The following is an 18,254-nucleotide window of genomic DNA, read 5'->3' on the forward strand; positions in this document are numbered from 1 at the left end:
TGTCAATGATCAAAGAGACCTCCGGGGCGCAGAAAGGATTGCTTTTTTCCGCCCTACTATTCTCATAACAAAGACTTATTACCGGAGTGAATTATATGAACCGAATCTCTTTGCAGTTGATCTTATTATTGATTTTAGTACCTTCTCTGTCTTATTCGGAGAGCCGCCGACAACCCTTAGTCTCATTTGAAGAAAATGATCTGTTTGGATTTAAAAACAAAACAGGCAAGGTTATAATTCCCCCTCAGTATTCCCATGTGTTCGATTTTAACGAAAAGAAAGTGGCTTTTGTTTTGGGCAAAGACGGATGGAGCTGCATTGACTCAAATAACAAACATTTGTTATCCCCTTTTATATTTGACAACGGCCCGGATTATCTGTCAGAGGGGATGGGAAGATTCGTTGAAAAAGGAAAGATAGGTTTTTTCGATTCTGCCTGCAAAAAAAAGATCAAAGCTGACTATGACTTTGCTCAGCCTTTTGAAAACAAATTCTCAATAGTATGTAACGGATGTTATTCGAAAAAATCAGGAGAACATTCCGTCATCAAAGGCGGAAAGTACGGAGCGATTGACAAAAAAGGAAAAATTGTGGTCTCCTTAGAATACGACTCGGTTTCTATTGATGTGGGTAAAAAAACCGCCCAAGTAACGAATGACGGTTTAAAAAAGGAAATCAAAATCAGATAATCCGACAGGCATTCGTTGAAATTATCGGAACAATACGTATAAAAATTCGCATGAATTCAGTGTTAAATGGGCAATAAAAACAAAAAACAGATTTCCTCGTTTCCCAGCAATGTATGCGAAGGGGATTCCAATCACAATCATGGTTATCAAAATGTACCAAAATCCGCCTAACCAGTGAAACATTCCAAACAAAACCGATGAAAGCAGTACGGACATCTTGGGAGAGTAAGCAGTCCCAAATGTTCGTAAGGCAAAATTCCGATATAAACTTTCCTCCACAAAGGGTGCAAAGATTACGTTCGCCAGAAAAAAAGGAAATATCCCTTCTCCGAATTCATTTATGGTTTCACCCGGCGGAATATAATCTCCCAAAGTAGTTTGCAAATAAATATGAATGGGAGAAACGAGATGAATATAAATAGCCGCTAGACTAACACCAAACAGGATCCCCCAATACAAATCCTTATTTAACCTTCCGTCCCAGCCTATAGTAAAAAACGACAAACCATTTCTTTTCAAAGAATAAAAAAGAAAGCCCCCAGTGCAAACTTGTGCCAAAAGAAGAATCAGGGAAATTTTCTTGGAAATCGCAAGAGATATTTCCCCGGATTCCATCCCGGATGATCCAAAGTAAAATCCGAAACAAATAATGATAGGAAGGAACCAGAAAGGAGCAAGGACCAAATTGGTCCATACGGATTTCAAGCTGAGTGTTTGCGTCATGGGAATGCCATAGTTTTACTGTATGTTACAGTTGAACGAAATGGAAAGTCAAATTGTAAAATAACAAATAACCGGACAAGAATTCAGTGTAATTTCCAATCAAGTATGTATCATGGAATATAAATCATATGAATCCCGACAGCCGAACCGACTTTTCGAACAATGATGATCCGATCATTGACTTAACAAAAACCTGGTTGGAAAAAGCGGTGATCGGGCTTAATCTTTGCCCCTTCGCCAAATCGGTGTATAATGCCAATCTGATTCGTTTTGTAGTGAGTCGTGCCGACTCCAAACAAAATCTGACAGTCGATCTAAAACAAGAATTGAAAGAACTATCGGAAGCGGATCCGAAACAAACGGAAACCACTCTCTTGATACATCCGTATGCGCTACTGAATTTTTTAGATTATAATGATTTTCTCGGAGTCGCAGATAAGATTATCATACAACTGAAACTGGAAGGTTTCCTGCAAATCGCAAGCTTCCATCCTGATTATCAGTTTGCGGGCAGGAAAGCCGACGACATCACTAACTTTGTAAACCGTTCCCCTTATCCCATGCTACATCTGTTACGCGAAGATAGCGTGGAGCGTGCAAATGACAACCATCCCGACATAGATTCGATTTATCAGAATAACATCGATACTCTTCGCAAATTGGGACATGATGGCTGGAACGGGCTCGGGCTCAAGAATCCTGCATATCCCGATTCAAATTTGCCCTCTCCCGATTGATTTTTGCAATCACAGCTTCCAGGATTTTAATTACAAAGTTTGAACTTGAGAGAGCCAAATTGCTGCCATCCGGTCTCGTAAGACCAAGTGATTTGGCTGTCATTGTTGCAATGAAAACAAAGACGACTGAGATCGGATTTTAGAAATAAACCAGATGAAAGCTGTTCGCGACGAAGCGGAAAAATCACCTTGGAAAAGATTCATCTGATTGAACTTCCGCTTGGGAAGCAACCCGATCAATTTCATCCGTCAATTCGGAAAATTCCATCTGAACCAATTGAGGCTCATCCATTGTATACACCCCACTTTGGAAATTTTGTGCAGACTACGGAGCGACACAGTTCGATTCGTTTCGAAAGTTCGAAAATGTTTCCACACTTGGTTTTTGCCGGAACAAAAAGAACCCGGGTGCCTCATACATACGATAACATATACTAGATGATAATTCTGATCTCATTCCCTTCCTAAATCCCCACAAGAGCCGACAGTGTATCGGCCGAAGAAACTTTCAACGAGTCAATGTTCTGCAATTCGCTTATAAAAAGTTAGCCGAAAGTTGTGCAAATTTACTTTGGATGACTTAAAATATAAAAATCAAAAAAGAACCTCTTGACAATCAAAAAACCATGTAATACAAGTGTATTACGAGGCCTTTATGATCAGCTTAAGATTACCAGAAGAACTTGAAAAGAAACTCTCTGAAGTTGCAAAAATCGAAAACAAAAGTAAATCTGAAGTAATAAAAGAATCTTTAGTTTACTATATCAATAATTTTGCGAAACAACCTTCAGCTTTTGAATTAGGAGAAAAATACTTCGGATTATACAAAAGCGGAATTTCCGACAAATCAATAAACCATCAAAAATATATAAAAGATGCTTTGATCAAAAAACGAAAATGATAAAAGCAATTATTGACACTGGTCCAATCGTTGCCTTTTTCGATGAATCAGATAATTACTGTCTTCAATGTAGGTCATTTCTAAAAAATTTTAAAGGCAGATTGTTTACCTCACTCGCTGTTGTTACGGAAGTTTCTTATCTATTGTCAGACAATAAAAGAATACAGAAGGCATTTATCGAATGGATTGATAACAATGCAATTTCAATATTAAATCAGGATAATAAACAATTTAGTTCGATTTTGTTTTTTATGGACAAATATTCAGATCGGCCAATGGATTTTGCTGACGCTTCACTCATGACAATTTCAGAGTTCTACGAAATTCCAAATATCTTCACATTAGATAGTGACTTCCGATTTTATAAATCAAAAAAGGGAAAATCTTTAAAAATCATTAATGAAAGCATGATAAAAAATTAATTAAAGCACAAACTTCGGCTAACTACGCCTTACCGCTACGCTGCGGGATTCGCTTCCGCTCACCCTTGCTCGGGCTGAAGCCACATTGTCCTCCGTCACGTTTCTTGCTTAAGCAAGAAATCGCGCCGACGCTAACGCCTCCTCAGAGGCTCAGCTACGGACAACGTCGGTAAGGCTAGTTCGTTATGCGTCATCCCTTTGAACTACTTTTTAGTCTATATCGACTATTTTTTGGTTGATATTTACAGAAGAACTCATAAGTATCAAGTATGATTCTTGATGGTATTTTTGGGAATAAAACTGCGTCAAAAGTGCTTTTGCACTTATTTCATTATAATGAAATTCATTCTGCAGCCATTGCAAACGACTATGGAGTTGCCGTTACACCCATTAGAATGCAGCTGGAGCGTTTCGAAAAGGTTGGCATCCTGGTTGCTAAAAATGTTGGAAGAACTAGAGTATTTTCATTTAATCAAAAATCTCCCTTTATTAAGCCAATCAAAGCAATTTTAGAGATATTTTATAATTCACTAACTATAGAAGAGAAAGAAAAAATCTTTTCTACCCGAAGAAGACCGAGACAAAAAGGTAAACCCATTTATGGAAGAACCTGATTGGTCCAATGTGAATGAAGAGGAACTTTGGAAATTTGTTGGATGGCATCTAGCAAATAAAGGAATTCAATCTATTTTGGTCGGTGGCGCAGTCGTCGCTATTTACTCAAAGGGAGCTTATCGTTCTGGCGATTTAGATTTAGTTGAGCCTCTTCTATCAAGAGCTGCTGATATTAAATCCGTAATGGAAAGCATCGGGTTTAATAAAGTTAATCGTCATTATGTTCATCCGAAATGCAAACATCTATACATTGAATTCGTTTCTGCGCCAGTATCTATAGGTGATGATTATAAAATTGTTCCTGATGAAAAAGAATTTAAAGGAAAGATTCTTAAAATTCTTTCACCTACTGATTGTATTAAGGACAGGTTAGCATCATACTTACACTTCAAGGCTCGCGAATGTTTAGACCAAGCATTATTAGTTGCTAAGACTCAAAAATTCGATTTAGAAAAAGTAAGAGAATGGTGCCTGAATGAAGCTGGCAATGGAAAAGATGTTTTTGACGAATTCGCCAATTTGTATAAAAGATAATTTAATGCTCAGGGACGGCGTATAACTTCGCCTTACCGCTACGCTGCGGGATTCGCTAGGCTCAGCCGCGGACAACGCCGGTAAGGTTAGTTCATTATGCGACATATGTGCAAATTCTTCCTTTGAAAGATTGTAAGAAGGAAAAAACTTATAAGACAAAAATCGCTTAAATTAATTCTCTTTCCAGAAACTGCTTCAAAAATGTATAATTTTTAGTTTGACAAATTGCACGAAATTCGTGTAAAATAATACCTATGAAGAGTATTACTTTTAGAGCGGATGAAAGAGCCATTGAAAAAGCTCGTTTAAAAGCAAGTAAGCAAAAAAGGTCTTTAAATGACATATTTAATGACTGGCTTCGGGCTTATTCTGAGTCCGAACCTAAAGACTTCGATTTAGATTCCTATTTAAAAAAATTTGAATATGTAAAGATCAATAGAAAAGTTTCACGTGAAGAAGCAAATGAAAGGTAAGGTATTCATTGATACAAATGTCTTTATTTACTTCTTCTCTGCTAAGGACTTAGAAAAAAAAGAAATCTCTTCTAATATCATAAAAGCTTCTTTTAAATCTGATAGGTTTCTCATTAGTTACCAAGTTATCCAAGAGTTTAGCAATGTTATGCTTACAAAAGGTCAACCGCCAATGAAAGAACGGGATATTTCAAGTCTAATTGAAAAAATTCTTGATCCGATGTGTTCTTTTTTCCCAAACATTGATTTTTATAAAAATGCTCTTAAGTTAACAGAAAAGAATAAATTATCTTACTATGATTCTCTGATAGCTTTAGCCGCTTTGGAACTTGACTGTGATTACTTATTATCTGAAGATTTTAATGATGGTACGAAGATAAATAAGCTGAAAATCCTTAATCCTTTCAACAAAAATAATCAAAAAATCTTAAGCACTCTTCTATAAAGCACAAACGTCACATAACTACGACTTAACGATACGCTTCGGGATTCGCTTTCGCTCACCCTTGCTCGGGCTAAAGCCACATTTTCCTATACTTTGACTTTTTCTTTGTTATCATGAACTGTGACAAGGCGTTAATTGTTTGGAAGGAATTTGAAGTTTTCTAATAGAATAATTATAATGTAAAAAATTTGTAGACATAGGGAGATAAAAACTATGGCAAAAAACAAATTACTAAGAATGGACAATGTCGGCATCGTTGTAAAATCCCTTGATGACGCAATCTCTTTCTTTGAGGAGATTGGCTTGAAGCTCGAAGGGCGGGCCACCATAGAAGGTGAATGGGCTGGTCGCGTAACCGGACTGGGTTCTCAGTGCGTAGAGATTGCTATCATGATTACCCCAGATGGCCACAGCAGACTTGAACTCTCGCAATTTATCACCCCACCTACTATTTCAGATCACCGGACTGCTCCTGTAAACGCTCTCGGTTATCTACGCGTCATGTTCACCGTTGAAGACATTGACGAAATGGTATCCAGACTCACTAAGTATGGTGCTAGGCTCGTTGGCGAAGTGGTTCAGTACGAGAACTCGTATCGGCTCTGTTATATTCGCGGAACCGAAGGACTTTTAATCGGTTTGGCGGAACAACTCGATAACAAATAAGTATTGACATTTTATAATTATAAAAAGCCTTCACTGAAATATACATTGCTGGAGTATAAATAAAAATAGAAATCAATCCTTTTCTTAATTTTATTTCTCATATCGCCACGCCATTTTCCATAAGTTATCTCATGAGACCAAATTTTGAAGATGAAAATATGTTTTTCGAATTGGCTTTTGCTAGCGCAAGCCGTTATCTTATTACTTCAATTTTTTTAAACAACGCATTACCGGAAAAACTAAAGAAAGCATAGAAACAGGTTTTAAGAATCTAATCTTAAAACTGCAACCATCGGCTAACAATGCCTTATTTTTAAAATTATTTTTGCAAAAATTGCATGAAAAATGCTTGCAGACTCATGAAATAGACCCATATTAAATCTAAGTATTAAAAAATATGGCAAACCTACAAGTCCGAGATATTGATAATAGGCTCTATGAATCTTTAAAAAGAAGAGCGGAATTAGAACATCGATCTGTCAGTCAGGAAGTTGTTATGATCATTGAAAGTCATCTCAAACGAGATAATTTAGAAACTGAATTACAAACTCTTGAGTTTCTTAAACTAGCTAATTCTTGGCATGATGATAAAAGCGCTAAAGAAATAATTTCTGATCTTAAATCTTCTAGATCCAAAAATAATCGATCAAGGATTACTAATGAGTTATTTGATTGATACTGATATTATTATCTATAGCTTGAAAGGAAATGAAAAGGTTCAACAAAACCTAATGAATAAAAAGAATATTTCAAAATCTATTTCTGTAATTACATATGGAGAATTGATATTCGGTGCTAAGAAATCCAAAAGTAGAGAAAAGAATTTAGCTACCGTATACAGAATTGGGGAACTATTTCCTGTAATTGAATTAACAAAGGGAATAGTTGAAACTTTCGGAGAAGTTAAAGCTGTGACACAAAGGAAAGGAAATACAATCGACGATTTTGATCTGCTAATCGGTTCAACTGCATTATTTTTAAATTATACATTAGTTACCAACAATGAAAAACATTTCTCTATAATTCCAGGCTTAAGAATAGAAAATTGGAGTAAATAATTTACTTAATTACAAAAAATACTTCGTATAACTGCGGCTTACCGCTATGCTTAAGAGCGATGCAGCAAGAACTGCTTTTTCCAAATTCAAATCGGATTGTTTTTCCGCATACTCCAAAGCCAAAGTCCAATATTCATAATCAGGGTGCTCCAGCCAAACAGTGCTTAGTTCCTTTTTGAAATCCGATAAAAGCCCTGATCTTCTATATTCTTTTTCGATTTCGCATCATATTGTTGCATTAATTTTTCAGGATGCGTATGCCTTCCGAAAAAAACTTGAATAACATTTCATTTGGTTCGTTGGAGGAAATCACCGAAGACTCCATCCATCGTTTGAACTCGTTCAATCCGGCTCGTGTGATTTTAAAAACTTTTTTCTTTTTTCCGGAACTTTCCGTTTTTTCCAATTCGCGGATCAGACCGTCTTCTACAAGTTTGGTGAGATTAGGATAAAATTCCCAGAAGTGCGTATTTAGTTTTATTTTCTCTTTTCATAAATGCAAACGATCGGATTTGAAAACCGTTTTTGTTTTCCGGCTCCCGAGCCAATAATTTCTGAATCACACTTACTCCCAAATCATGTGAAAAAATATCGACAGAGTTGATTTTCAAAAAGCCGAGAAGTTGATTTACAATTTCAGAATATTCTTCATTGGATGGTCTTCTCCACCTAATAGAGTAAAGAAACAAAAGAACAGATCACAGTCCGAATGATTTAACCGAACTGATTTCTTAAAATTTAGAAATCATTTTCCTTTGAATATGAGAATGCGACTATTATCATGATCACTAACTAACAACTGATTGCCGACCATGTATACACCGTAAGGATAAGCTAACGTCCTTGCTGTGGGACTCGCTCCGGCAACCCCGATTTGCGTATCGTCATTGCCGGCATTGTTTGTAAAATTACTTTGACCTAAAACTTTATCCGCACTTTGGCCGTTCACAGTCGGTAAGGAATCCCAAATCAAAACCCGATGGTTGTACCCGTCACCTACAATCAACTGAGTTCCGTTAGAAAATACATTATAGACACCGCCGATAAGAAAATTACTGCTCGTTGCAGCAGAGACTGCACTCTCCATCGAAGTTTGACCTAAAACCAAATCCGCCGGTTGTCCGTTTGTCGTCGGAATGGTATTCCAAATCAACACTCGGGCATTATTTGAATCCGCAACAAATAGCCTGGTTCCGTCGCTCCAAACCCCTCCCGGTGTGGATAGGGTACTGGCCGTAGGCGTGGGACCTCCTCGATTGGCAGTGCAGGAAGTAAAATCAGCTTGGCCGAGTACAATGTCAGCCGGGGTATAATGGGAAGTAGGGATTGTATTCCAAATCAAAATCCTATGGTGAGTTTCGTCGGAAACAAATAATTTACCATTGGCAACGGACACTCCCTCGCTACCGAATAAATCCGAATTGGAACATGCTGTATTACCTATCGTTGTAAAATTTGAAACGCCAAGTACAACATCAGCGCTGACATTTGTAGTGGCAGGTAAAGAGTTATAGATCAAGAGCCGATTGTTGGATACATCTGCAGCAAATAGTTTCTCGTTAGACGATGCGACACTCCACAGGGAAGAAAAAGAGGTTGCTGTCGGAGGGTTCACCAAACCGGAAGAAATAAAATCCGGCTGGCCGATCACAAAATCTGCCGTAACACCATTCGTTGCAGGAATCTGATGATAACCCAAAATGCGATGATTTCTGGAATCGGATATATATAGTTTGTTTCCGCTGATTGTAACCGGTCCCGGCTGGTTCAAACGTTCTCTCGTTGCCGGAGTATTCGTCCTAGTTGCAAAGTCCGGTTGACCGATCACTATGTCAGCATTTTGAAAATTAGAAAAAATAACACCAGTTACAGCACTTACCTCTTCCGAAAGAGCACCTTCCATGAGACCACCGATGGAAGCCACTCTATAATAAACCGATAAACCACCTTCGAGCCCGGAGTGCAAATAGGGACTGGAGGCACTTCCGATCGAGGAGTCGGACTTTGTTACACCTGGGGACGTTTTCCAATAAATTTTGTAGGAGGATGCTCCCGGAACATTTTGCCAGGAAATCGTTGTTTGGCTGAATCCGCCTACCACGGTAAGAGCGGTTGGAGTGCCTATGCCATTGCCGCAATATGGTGAGCCGTCCCCGATGATTCCTTTTAAAAATAAGGATTCCAGATATGCTTTGCTCTTGGGATCACATGGATTCCCCCATTCGAAATGGGAACAATTACTCAAACAGGGAACGATCGACCAGGCGATCAGACAAAAGTATGTTTTCGATTTCAGAATCAATTTTTAACTATTCCCACCGGTCCCGATTCAAACACTAATTTAGCCTGCCTGAAATTTAAAATGAAGATCCATGTAGACCATTTTAATGAAAAAGAGAGTAATATGACACTGTTTTTTCAACTGTAAAATGACTGGTGATGAGAATTCGTTTGGTCACCTGCACCGAACCACTTCGTTTGCGCGAAGCTCCGATGCAGTCATTCCGGTCTCCTTTTTGAATGCTTCGTAAAAACTTGAGAGTGATTTGTAACCGACATGAAATCCCACATCGCTCACATTTTTTTCCGGAAATTCAAGGAGAGTTTTTTTAGCCTCATTGATTCTATATTTATGAACGTACGAATTGAAAGTAATATTCATTCTTCCGTTTAAAAACTCTGAAAGTTGCCTAGGATGCAAATCCAGTTGCTCTGCCAAAACTTCCAAAGAAAGATCCTCATCAAGGTAAATTTTTTTCACGTCCATCAGATGGTTCAGACGAGTTTGCAAATCTTCCAGATCTACTTGCAACAAACGGGTCTTTGTATATTGACCTGTTTCTAATCTTGAATTTTCTTTAATCCTTATATTATGAATAAGTTTCTTATCCGATTTCGGATTATAAATACGGCGGAAGGAATCATATCTTTCCAAAGCCAAACGTAGACGATCTTCCGAAACAGGCTTTGCTATAAAATCAATCACACCATATTCAAATGCGGATAACGCCTGATCAGTATTTCCCGAAACCACAATTGTAAAAATATTCGTAGTCGGAACAGTATTAAGTAAATCGAATCCGTTTTCACCAAACAGATTAAGATCCAAAAACAAAAGGTCAATTTGACTTTCTTTCAAATAATTTTCGGATTGAACTAGCGATGCCTCATGGAATATCGCTTCGATGTCATTGCCTAACACCTTTTCCAGAAGCCTTCTAAGATACCTTGCATGGATTGGTTCGTCTTCAACGATTAGGATATTCATTGTATATTTTTTTGCTCTAATCTTCGGTCTTGATTGTGATTAAGACGCGATAACCCGTTTTCGATTTACCGTGTTCTAATTTCCAATTTCCAGGATAAGACTCTTCCAAACGCAAACGAATATATTCCATACCGGTTCCGGATCCGTTTTTTGTAACACTTGTCCTAGAATTCCTACTATGATTGTGTACAATAAAACAATAATGTTCCGGGTTTTTATCACTCTTTGCATTCTTTTTTTTCCAAATACAGAATGAAAGTTTCGCTTTTTCCGAATCATCATGTGTAAATGCATTTTCAAGAAGAGTGTGAAATACGAGAGGAGGCACGGTTTCATCACCGACAAAGCCCCTTAACTTCAACCGATACGTCTTTTCCATACGCATTCCCATGACAGCAACATGGCATTCACAAAGCTTAAATTCCTCAATGATGGAAATCTGTTTTTTGTTTGCAACATTCTGAATGATACGCAATTCTCCCGCAAGGGCGTCCAGGATATCCGTAGATCTTTCGGGGTTTTCCATAACCCAATACCGAATGGCAGAAAGTGAATTCATCAAAAAATGAGGTTGGATCGTTTTTTTCAAAAGTTCCAATTCCATCCTCTTGGATTGGATATTAGTAAAAAATAATTTTTCTTTGATTACTACCGATTGTTCCAATTCGATATTTTGTTTTTCCACCGTAAAAAGTACGTTTGTAAATTTCTTTGAAAGGAAAAACGCCTGCGAAAAAAACATCACAAAAGATCCGATTGGTGAATATACTTCCGTCCTTATGATGTTTTTCTCAAAAAGTATATCATTAATGATTGCGATCACGAAGATCAAGAAGCCGGCAAGAAATCCGATCGCACTTTCTTTTTTCCGAATCACCGCACGGACAAATATATACAAAACGAATAAACAACACAACATAACCAAAACTTCGCCGGGAATCAGTGAATATTCAAGCCAGGATGATTCGGAAAATACTACGAAAACAACAGGAATCGCAAAAAGACATTGCATTGTCCGGGCGATCCATCCCGGAGTCTCTTCCGGAAACATCTTTTTTACAAAGCTAAGAAGAACGGGAAAAGTCAAATACACGGAGAGTAAAAATATTTTAACCAACCATCCCCAGTTGATCTCAGGGAATAGCATCACCAGAAAATATTCACCGCTAGTGACTTTATAAAGCACTCCCAAAAAAGCATAAATGGAAAAATACAAAATACTCTTATCCTCAGGCCTTATCAAATAAATGCACAGATGAAGTAGAGAGATCACAAAGAGACCGCCAACTAATACAAGATCCATGACCAAACGCATCTGTTTGGTATTCAAAACATCTTCAGCAGTTCCCAGTTCGATACTTTGACGAAATCCTCCATGCAAAGATTTGAAATTGGAAACATGGATAATGATTTCTATTTCCGGATCCGGAGTGGTAAAAAAAACAGCCGATGGAAGCCAAAACTCCTTTGTCTCCCATGCGTTTTTGCCCGGGGTTCCGTTTTGCAGTTCTAATTTTCCATTTATGTACATATGGTATGCAGTGAAGGCATGAGGTACATACAATCCGAGCGACCTGTTTCGAAGTTTGTCAGGTAATCTTACAATCAATCGATAAGTCGCAAAACCCGTGCCCTTCAGTTTAGTCCCATCGATCATTTTATCATTCCAAAACCCAGGCAAATTAAAATAATATTTGTTAGGTGACGAATCCTTCGCAAAATCGTCTTCGGTATAAAATTTTTCATAATAAAATTCCCATTCCCCGTCAAGTTTGACTAACGAATGTTCATCGGAAGAATGTTCGTTCAAAAGGAAAAGGCCGTTTTCAGCCGTCGTATCAGGTATATCTTGTCCGTTGGAACAAGATATACCGAAAAATATCAGGGCAAAAATGAGAAGAAGATAAAGTTTGTTACCACAGATATACATGTTTAAATCTTAAAATCCAATGAAATGATCTTCAACTTTTCTCTGGAACATTAATTTCACCGTATATTGAAAATTTATCTTTGCCATCGAAATAAAATGAATTCGAAAATGTGGCGATACCACGGACGATCATTCACGCCTAACATTTTTCGCAATGATCGTAAAAAATTTATTTCTCCCGATTCCAGTCCCAGGACGACAACATTTATTTTCAAAGCTATCATCAGTATAACTTGATAAATTTGATGGAGTAAGTTCCGTCAGAAGGAGAATCAATTGAAGACTTCTTTCTTAAAGGAAAATAAAATGCCAAAAAGGTATTTTTCGATTCTGGGAGCATGCTTATTGTTACCGTTATTGCTGAGCTGCAATGATGGTAGTTATGATAAAAAAGATAGTAGCTCGCAAGAGTTATACTCTGCCATTTTGTTGACTCAATCCACTCAGCCAACAAGTAGTACTGCTTCTGCTCCGACTGAAGAAAATCTACCGCAACCGGCAATCAATACTGTGGAAATGACAGTCGGGGAAACAAAGTATGTAAAAATACTGGGAATTTGTAAAGGCAATTTGAATGTAAACGGGAATGATGACGTAGCAATCTCAGGCAATGATCTTGTTTTACCCTCGTTTTATTTACATAGGGTTGATTTTACAAAAAGTACAGGTGTTTCTCTAGCAGCTCTCGGAACATTTATATTGAATGTCGATATGCCAGGAGGCGGCGGTTATGATCCGGTCAGCACTTGCGAAACAAAGATCCTTGAAAACTCCGCTACCATTTATGACATCCAGGTAAAAAAATGTGCTGTTGATAAAATATTTGGAACAATCACACCTGCGACAAATACGATCTCCTTTCGAGCTCGTTGCACAAAAGGACTCTAAGTTTATAACCCGTCAAAAGTGCCGATTTTGTAGCGTTTTTGACGGGTTCGCCAGTCTTCGTTAGTTGAAAAACAAAAAATATCATAACCCAACCCTCCGAATTCCCGTCCCAGGACGACAAAAGTAAAGATTTCGAATATTCTTATGGTTTATAAAAACCGAGATCCGAATCCGCCATGATAAGAAAAAACAAACATGATTTCATTATTTCATTTGATAAAAATCGAAGTCATATTTATAAACAAATATTCGTTAGCTCTATATCGATCTTATTTTTTATAAATTCACTTCTGAACTGCAAACCACCTATGCTAAATGGTGCCTGTGATCCGGAAAGCAAAGGTTTCCTACTTTCTCTCTTTTTAAAAGCATCCCAAGGAGACCCGTCTTATGCCTGTTCCAACATTTCGGCTTCATCCAGTGAAAGCTTATTTGAAATAAAATACGAAAATGATTTTTTAGCTTTAACCCAAAATGAAACCGTAAATGAAATTCTGCCTACCGCGTCAAAGTCGATCACAAGATGTGAAATCACTCCAAGTTTACCAACAGGACTCATATTTGATAGTATAACATGTGCGCTTGGGGGAACCCCTGTTTCCGGCCAAATAACAAAACATTATACGATCACTGCTTATCATGGCACGAAAGAAACAAAAACCATCTTGGGTATTAAAGTTTTGTATATTCCCAAATTTGCTTATGCAGGCAATTACACAGGAGGAAATATCAGTGTTTATTCGATCAATCCCACATCAGGCGCGTTAACGAATCTCTTTACCAGGACAGCGGGAGGTGGGCCCAATTCGCTTTCCTTCACCCCTGACAACCGATTCCTAGCGGTTGCAAATCGGAGTTCGCAGAATGTTAATATTTTTTCAGTGAATCAAACCAATGGAGATATCACTCTCCAATTTACCGAGCCTGTAGGACTTAACGAAGCGATTGCTCTCGTTTACCATCCTTCAGGAAATTATCTTTACGTTTGCACAAGTCTCAATGTACAAACTTTTTCGGTTAACCAACTAACCGGTGCAATAACAAATATTGGTTCGATTGTATTAACCGGAGGCACTAGTTCCGTTGCGATTGATCCGATTGGAAAATTTCTTTATGTGTCCTTATACGGTGCGGCCGCAGTCGCAATATTCAAGATCAGCGAACAGGCGGGGTTACTCAGCGCTACCGAACCACCGACCATAAGCTCCGGTATTAAACCGAGGTCCATCGATATATTGGGCAATGGAAAAACACTCTATGTGTTAAATGAAACCGACAAAACGGTAAACAATTACAAAATTGATGCGAGTACCGGACTCCTCCAAGCAGGGACTCCTCTTACCGCAGCGACCGGACTTTTCCCTCTTTCACTGAACGCGGATCCGAAAGGTAGATATGTTTACGTTGCGAATGAAGATTCAAACAATATATCTATTTTCAAAGTGAACCAGACGAATGGAAGTCTGACCGCCGAGCCACAGACGACTGCAGGGCTAACTCCGACCGCAATTACGGTCGATACTTCGGGACGATTTGTTTATACTGCGAATTTTTCCTCCGATAACATCTCCGTCTTTACAATCTCCCAGGAAACCGGCGGCCTAACTACCGGCACGCCCATCGGAGCTGGTACAGGTCCTACCGCTATCATTACGATGGGAACGAATCCTTAAACTCCCGTGCGTTCCCGATGGAATCAGGATTCAGTATTTGTTTTTATTAAGGGTCGGGCTCTTCCGGGGTGCGCTTACGCTCCCGTCCTTCGGACCAAGCCCTGCAGATCCCTAACGCGGGCAGGGAAATATCTAAAATAAAATATAAAATACAATAAAATGAATCAATAATTTATTGAATTTAGAAGTGGATTCATAGTATTTAAAAGACCATGCGAAAGATTTTTTGTCTTTGTCTCTTAAATAGCATTATCTTTTTCAATTCCTGTCTATTGAACCCGCTCTTTATAGAATATATTTTTCCCGAAACAGACAAATCAATCAACCCATTCCTATTTTTAGCTCTCGGCGGAACAGAAATCGGCTCGGATAGCTTTGCATTAGGTGGCAGCATCTCCGGACTAACCCATTCTGGGCTTGTGCTATCTAGCGGAACCGCAAGCCCGGAATCGTTGACTGTTTCGTCCGGTGCCAGTGCTTTTCAATTTACAAATAAGATCAATCCCGAATCAACGTATAACATTAGTATAACGAATCAGCCTTCAGGAAATGTATGTACTATATCAAATAACACAGGTACGATGAATGGAAATGTAAGTTCGGTTTCCATTATTTGTGAAACAATTACTACACTCTATGTCTTAAATACACAGGCCCAAATCATTCGTGCCATGACTGTAAGTTCAAACGGGTCCCTTTCTCTTTTGAATACATACAGCACGGGGATAAGTGCCGGATTCATGCTTTGGAATGGAAAACATATTGTGATCGGCGGGGGGAGTGATGTAAAATCATATTTGCGAAATCCTGACGGAACGATCACTTCCTCAAATTCACTGACTTTGACAAACGCGTTGGATGGCGGAAGTCAATACTTCGAACCTTCCGGAAAGTTTTTTTATGCACATTCCAGTTCTAATTTCTTTTCAAAGATTCAGATCGATACCGATGGGCTGCTTTCCGCCGAAACAAGTTACGGTAGCGGTTGTTATTTGGTTGTAGGACCGGTTCATCCCGCCTCAAACAATGTATGGACTTTCAATACGGGATGCGGTCAAGCTCAAGGTTATTTTCCAATTGCAAACACAACTACCGGCGCTCTTGGAGGAGGCGTGGCGAATGGTACAAATATCACTGCAACTCCCTTTTTTCCGGAAGCTTGCTCGAATTGTTGTTCCTATTCCCATAACGGCAATTACCTCTATTGCGCTGACGGCGGGGATGTTCCCGGCAGTAAATCCGGAGGAGACATCAAACAAATGTCCGTTACATCTACTGCCCTTACTTCCCTATCACCGTTCAACATAGCACCTGAGACTCCAACACATTACCTCGGTCCGAAATCATTGATTCTTCACCCTAACGGAAATTATATTTTCGTATATGGAAATTCGAATATCTTTTCTTATAATCTGAGTTCTACGACCGGACTCATCGGGACACTGGTAAATAGTTTGCCTGCACCGAATTCTTGCAGTACTTCGAGTAACATCGGCACAAATCTTCAAATCAATGCAGATGGGACTATTTTGTATGCAATTTGTACGATCACAGGTGATGTCGGCGTCTATTCCATTTCGAGTAACGGTGTCATAGGAACTCCCTCTATATATGCAACTGCAGCCAGTAGCGGGACACAACAGCTGATCTATGTTAAGGGGAATTAAATCAAGGTTAACTAAGCGAACACTTTCGCACTTAATTAATGAAACATTTCCAGTATCCGAATATTTTGCCATTCCGAATAAGTGTTACTTCGCCCATTTCCGCCATTACCTTCTCACTTTGCGTAGGACGAAAGAAAACATAATCATCCGGATAAAGATCAGTAAGTCTACTTCCATTCAAAATTCCCTGGTTAGTACTAGCACCAAACAAACTATTGTCGAAGAGCCCTTGCGGAGATTCCTTTTTTGCCGAATAAGATCCACCGTATGTGAAATAAGTTACTTGTAGATTCGGGTTCCATATCGGGAACAAAAACGAAAGTTTTTCTAAAAACGGAATGGTTGTACCTTCCAGTCTCTTTAATACCGGTGCTGCGATGAATAATGCCGGCTTGTGTTCTTTTAGTGTGCTCACGTCGAAGTCAGTTGGCATTACCAACGCGGAACCAACGGAGACATCGTTTACAATCCGATTTTCTTTTTGATAAAATCTGTATGTCTTACTTCCTCCTCCATTCAATATAAGTTCTTTTTCAAAAAGAGACGGGAATGATTTTTTTCCTTCCAAGATAAATCCTTCATAGATGGAAAGGGAGGATTGTAAGGCTTTTTCAACAGCATCATTTTTATCGCCGAAAATGTTCGGAACGGAAGCCACATGTGGTTCATAACCCATAAAGCCGCCAAACTTGAGATGATCTTGGTTTTTATAGATAAAATCCAATGCAATTCCGGATATTTCCGTATTTGAGAAACCTCCTCGATGAAGTCCTATATCGATTTCCAATACGATACTTAAGTTTAGATTTTTCTTTTTTGCGAAATCCAAATATTGAAAGAGCCTTGTTTCCGTATCCACCAACCAATGAATCTTTTGGAATTGAACCGGATTTGTTTTTCTATATACATCTTCCAGTGCACGGATGGGCATCGGTTTTCCCAAAAGTATATCAAAGGGCGAAAATTCAGGATGCTCCAGTAACATCACAAGGTCACCGGAATGAAATACCATCAGTCTTTTCGAATGAGTGAATTTTATAATATACCGAAGCAGATCCAATGAAGGAAGGGACTTAACAACGATTCTATAGCTTAAAGGAGGCGGTAGGTTTTTGGAAAGAGTCGTTAGATTTTGGTCCAATCGGTCCAAATCCAAGATTACCACCGGTTTGCCGGTCCCATTCTCTTTCAGTTCCCGGTTTAATTTTGAGAAATACTCGGAGTAAGGAGACCCTTCGTTCACAGGTCTCAAAAAAAGTATAATTAGGATTGCTAATAAAGCAAAAAAAAGGATACGTAAAGGTTTACGAGGAAACATTGATTGATCAGCACTTTCCGAAAGTAGAGTTACAAAAACTCTACCGGATCCCGGAAGAAATCCAATACTATTTCTTATCCATCGCAATAAAAACTGCTCATCTCTAGCTTGTCTTTTATTCAATACAGTCATTCTAATTTTGGAACTTGATTGAGTAGGAGGTCACGCGCACAGGAGCCCACAATCTTTCTAAATATACAAAACTAAGTCTAAATAATCTATTCTTACAAACAAGTGCAGCACACCT

The 18,254-nt window shown here is 38.6% G+C and carries 21 protein-coding genes; 14 read left to right on the top strand and 7 right to left on the bottom strand.

Annotated features, from left to right (window positions below; all coding sequences use genetic code 11):
* Positions 1–95: 95 nt before the first annotated feature.
* Entirely contained in the window at positions 96–689 is a 594-nt protein-coding gene (locus tag EHS11_RS08795; protein WP_135764024.1) for a WG repeat-containing protein, read from the top strand.
* Between the two features lie 21 nt (positions 690–710).
* Here EHS11_RS08795 and EHS11_RS08800 read toward each other — a convergent pair whose 3' ends face one another.
* Positions 711–1,412: a CPBP family intramembrane glutamic endopeptidase gene (locus EHS11_RS08800; protein ID WP_135764025.1), complete on the bottom strand. Its 702-nt coding sequence runs from the start codon at positions 1,410–1,412 to the stop codon at positions 711–713.
* Positions 1,413–1,540: 128 nt separating this feature from the next.
* Between EHS11_RS08800 and EHS11_RS08805 the strand changes: the two genes are divergently transcribed.
* The 10 genes from EHS11_RS08805 (at position 1,541) to EHS11_RS08850 (ending at position 7,263) form a co-directional block, all read left to right on the top strand.
* Positions 1,541–2,149 (top strand): DUF1415 domain-containing protein, encoded by a 609-nt coding sequence (locus EHS11_RS08805; protein ID WP_135764026.1) that lies wholly within the window; start codon positions 1,541–1,543, stop codon positions 2,147–2,149.
* A 655-nt stretch (positions 2,150–2,804) separates the two neighbouring features.
* Complete coding sequence (locus tag EHS11_RS08810; RefSeq protein WP_135764027.1) at positions 2,805–3,050, top strand: ribbon-helix-helix domain-containing protein; 246 nt, start codon at positions 2,805–2,807, stop codon at positions 3,048–3,050.
* A complete protein-coding gene (locus EHS11_RS08815; RefSeq protein ID WP_135764028.1) occupies positions 3,047–3,472 on the top strand; it encodes a type II toxin-antitoxin system VapC family toxin in 426 nt (141 codons plus the stop codon). Before EHS11_RS08810 ends, EHS11_RS08815 begins: the two co-directional genes overlap by 4 nt.
* A 269-nt stretch (positions 3,473–3,741) precedes the next feature.
* Entirely contained in the window at positions 3,742–4,086 is a 345-nt protein-coding gene (locus tag EHS11_RS08820) for an ArsR family transcriptional regulator (RefSeq protein ID WP_135764029.1), read from the top strand.
* Positions 4,073–4,621: a hypothetical protein gene (locus EHS11_RS08825; RefSeq protein WP_135764030.1), complete on the top strand. Its 549-nt coding sequence runs from the start codon at positions 4,073–4,075 to the stop codon at positions 4,619–4,621. Before EHS11_RS08820 ends, EHS11_RS08825 begins: the two co-directional genes overlap by 14 nt.
* A 254-nt stretch (positions 4,622–4,875) precedes the next feature.
* Positions 4,876–5,094 (top strand): antitoxin, encoded by a 219-nt coding sequence (locus tag EHS11_RS08830; protein ID WP_135764031.1) that lies wholly within the window; start codon positions 4,876–4,878, stop codon positions 5,092–5,094.
* The gene (locus tag EHS11_RS08835) at positions 5,084–5,539 is read left to right on the top strand and encodes a PIN domain-containing protein (RefSeq protein ID WP_135764032.1); all 456 of its coding nucleotides are present in this window, start codon (positions 5,084–5,086) and stop codon (positions 5,537–5,539) included. Before EHS11_RS08830 ends, EHS11_RS08835 begins: the two co-directional genes overlap by 11 nt.
* A gap of 213 nt (positions 5,540–5,752) precedes the next feature.
* On the top strand, positions 5,753–6,205 hold the full coding sequence (locus EHS11_RS08840) for a VOC family protein (RefSeq protein ID WP_135764033.1): 453 nt from the start codon (positions 5,753–5,755) through the stop codon (positions 6,203–6,205).
* A 397-nt stretch (positions 6,206–6,602) separates the two neighbouring features.
* Positions 6,603–6,881, top strand: coding sequence for a FitA-like ribbon-helix-helix domain-containing protein (locus EHS11_RS08845; RefSeq protein ID WP_109022130.1), 279 nt, complete (start codon positions 6,603–6,605; stop codon positions 6,879–6,881).
* Entirely contained in the window at positions 6,865–7,263 is a 399-nt protein-coding gene (locus tag EHS11_RS08850; RefSeq protein ID WP_135764034.1) for a type II toxin-antitoxin system VapC family toxin, read from the top strand. The genes EHS11_RS08845 and EHS11_RS08850 overlap by 17 nt, the downstream gene beginning before the upstream one ends.
* A 238-nt stretch (positions 7,264–7,501) precedes the next feature.
* Here the strand turns inward: EHS11_RS08850 and EHS11_RS20470 are convergent, their stop codons facing one another.
* The 5 genes from EHS11_RS20470 to EHS11_RS08870 all read right to left on the bottom strand — a co-directional run bounded on the left by EHS11_RS20470 (position 7,502) and on the right by EHS11_RS08870 (position 12,461).
* Complete coding sequence (locus EHS11_RS20470; protein WP_246047716.1) at positions 7,502–7,669, bottom strand: hypothetical protein; 168 nt, start codon at positions 7,667–7,669, stop codon at positions 7,502–7,504.
* 37 nt (positions 7,670–7,706) lie between these two features.
* Positions 7,707–7,952 (bottom strand): hypothetical protein, encoded by a 246-nt coding sequence (locus tag EHS11_RS20125; protein WP_246047718.1) that lies wholly within the window; start codon positions 7,950–7,952, stop codon positions 7,707–7,709.
* A gap of 56 nt (positions 7,953–8,008) precedes the next feature.
* Entirely contained in the window at positions 8,009–9,565 is a 1,557-nt protein-coding gene (locus EHS11_RS08860; protein ID WP_246047720.1) for an NHL repeat-containing protein, read from the bottom strand.
* 153 nt (positions 9,566–9,718) lie between these two features.
* Positions 9,719–10,531, bottom strand: coding sequence for a response regulator transcription factor (locus EHS11_RS08865; RefSeq protein ID WP_135764035.1), 813 nt, complete (start codon positions 10,529–10,531; stop codon positions 9,719–9,721).
* A gap of 16 nt (positions 10,532–10,547) precedes the next feature.
* Complete coding sequence (locus EHS11_RS08870) at positions 10,548–12,461, bottom strand: 7TM diverse intracellular signaling domain-containing protein (protein ID WP_135764036.1); 1,914 nt, start codon at positions 12,459–12,461, stop codon at positions 10,548–10,550.
* A 276-nt stretch (positions 12,462–12,737) separates the two neighbouring features.
* Between EHS11_RS08870 and EHS11_RS08875 the strand changes: the two genes are divergently transcribed.
* The 3 genes from EHS11_RS08875 to EHS11_RS08885 all read left to right on the top strand — a co-directional run bounded on the left by EHS11_RS08875 (position 12,738) and on the right by EHS11_RS08885 (position 16,689).
* The gene (locus EHS11_RS08875) at positions 12,738–13,349 is read left to right on the top strand and encodes a hypothetical protein (protein WP_246047722.1); all 612 of its coding nucleotides are present in this window, start codon (positions 12,738–12,740) and stop codon (positions 13,347–13,349) included.
* A gap of 308 nt (positions 13,350–13,657) precedes the next feature.
* Complete coding sequence (locus tag EHS11_RS08880; protein WP_167884390.1) at positions 13,658–15,022, top strand: lactonase family protein; 1,365 nt, start codon at positions 13,658–13,660, stop codon at positions 15,020–15,022.
* Between the two features lie 212 nt (positions 15,023–15,234).
* The gene (locus EHS11_RS08885; protein ID WP_135764038.1) at positions 15,235–16,689 is read left to right on the top strand and encodes a lactonase family protein; all 1,455 of its coding nucleotides are present in this window, start codon (positions 15,235–15,237) and stop codon (positions 16,687–16,689) included.
* Between the two features lie 31 nt (positions 16,690–16,720).
* Here EHS11_RS08885 and EHS11_RS08890 read toward each other — a convergent pair whose 3' ends face one another.
* Positions 16,721–18,007, bottom strand: a complete 1,287-nt coding sequence (locus tag EHS11_RS08890; RefSeq protein ID WP_135764039.1) for an alanine racemase — start codon at positions 18,005–18,007, stop codon at positions 16,721–16,723.
* Positions 18,008–18,254: the final 247 nt, after the last annotated feature.

Source organism: Leptospira ilyithenensis (assembly GCF_004771005.1).
GTDB lineage: Bacteria > Spirochaetota > Leptospiria > Leptospirales > Leptospiraceae > Leptospira_A > Leptospira_A ilyithenensis.

What these genes read in the sequence shown, in the direction of transcription:
- EHS11_RS08795 (WP_135764024.1), top strand. Translation starts at nt 96, where the DNA reads ATGAACCGAATCTCTTTGCAGTTGATCTTATTATTGATTTTAGTACCT.
- EHS11_RS08800 (WP_135764025.1), bottom strand. Translation starts at nt 1,412, where the DNA reads ATGACGCAAACACTCAGCTTGAAATCCGTATGGACCAATTTGGTCCTT.
- EHS11_RS08805 (WP_135764026.1), top strand. Translation starts at nt 1,541, where the DNA reads ATGAATCCCGACAGCCGAACCGACTTTTCGAACAATGATGATCCGATC.
- EHS11_RS08810 (WP_135764027.1), top strand. Translation starts at nt 2,805, where the DNA reads ATGATCAGCTTAAGATTACCAGAAGAACTTGAAAAGAAACTCTCTGAA.
- EHS11_RS08815 (WP_135764028.1), top strand. Translation starts at nt 3,047, where the DNA reads ATGATAAAAGCAATTATTGACACTGGTCCAATCGTTGCCTTTTTCGAT.
- EHS11_RS08820 (WP_135764029.1), top strand. Translation starts at nt 3,742, where the DNA reads ATGATTCTTGATGGTATTTTTGGGAATAAAACTGCGTCAAAAGTGCTT.
- EHS11_RS08825 (WP_135764030.1), top strand. Translation starts at nt 4,073, where the DNA reads ATGGAAGAACCTGATTGGTCCAATGTGAATGAAGAGGAACTTTGGAAA.
- EHS11_RS08830 (WP_135764031.1), top strand. Translation starts at nt 4,876, where the DNA reads ATGAAGAGTATTACTTTTAGAGCGGATGAAAGAGCCATTGAAAAAGCT.
- EHS11_RS08835 (WP_135764032.1), top strand. Translation starts at nt 5,084, where the DNA reads ATGAAAGGTAAGGTATTCATTGATACAAATGTCTTTATTTACTTCTTC.
- EHS11_RS08840 (WP_135764033.1), top strand. Translation starts at nt 5,753, where the DNA reads ATGGCAAAAAACAAATTACTAAGAATGGACAATGTCGGCATCGTTGTA.
- EHS11_RS08845 (WP_109022130.1), top strand. Translation starts at nt 6,603, where the DNA reads ATGGCAAACCTACAAGTCCGAGATATTGATAATAGGCTCTATGAATCT.
- EHS11_RS08850 (WP_135764034.1), top strand. Translation starts at nt 6,865, where the DNA reads ATGAGTTATTTGATTGATACTGATATTATTATCTATAGCTTGAAAGGA.
- EHS11_RS08865 (WP_135764035.1), bottom strand. Translation starts at nt 10,531, where the DNA reads ATGAATATCCTAATCGTTGAAGACGAACCAATCCATGCAAGGTATCTT.
- EHS11_RS08870 (WP_135764036.1), bottom strand. Translation starts at nt 12,461, where the DNA reads ATGTATATCTGTGGTAACAAACTTTATCTTCTTCTCATTTTTGCCCTG.
- EHS11_RS08880 (WP_167884390.1), top strand. Translation starts at nt 13,658, where the DNA reads ATGCTAAATGGTGCCTGTGATCCGGAAAGCAAAGGTTTCCTACTTTCT.
- EHS11_RS08885 (WP_135764038.1), top strand. Translation starts at nt 15,235, where the DNA reads ATGCGAAAGATTTTTTGTCTTTGTCTCTTAAATAGCATTATCTTTTTC.
- EHS11_RS08890 (WP_135764039.1), bottom strand. Translation starts at nt 18,007, where the DNA reads ATGTTTCCTCGTAAACCTTTACGTATCCTTTTTTTTGCTTTATTAGCA.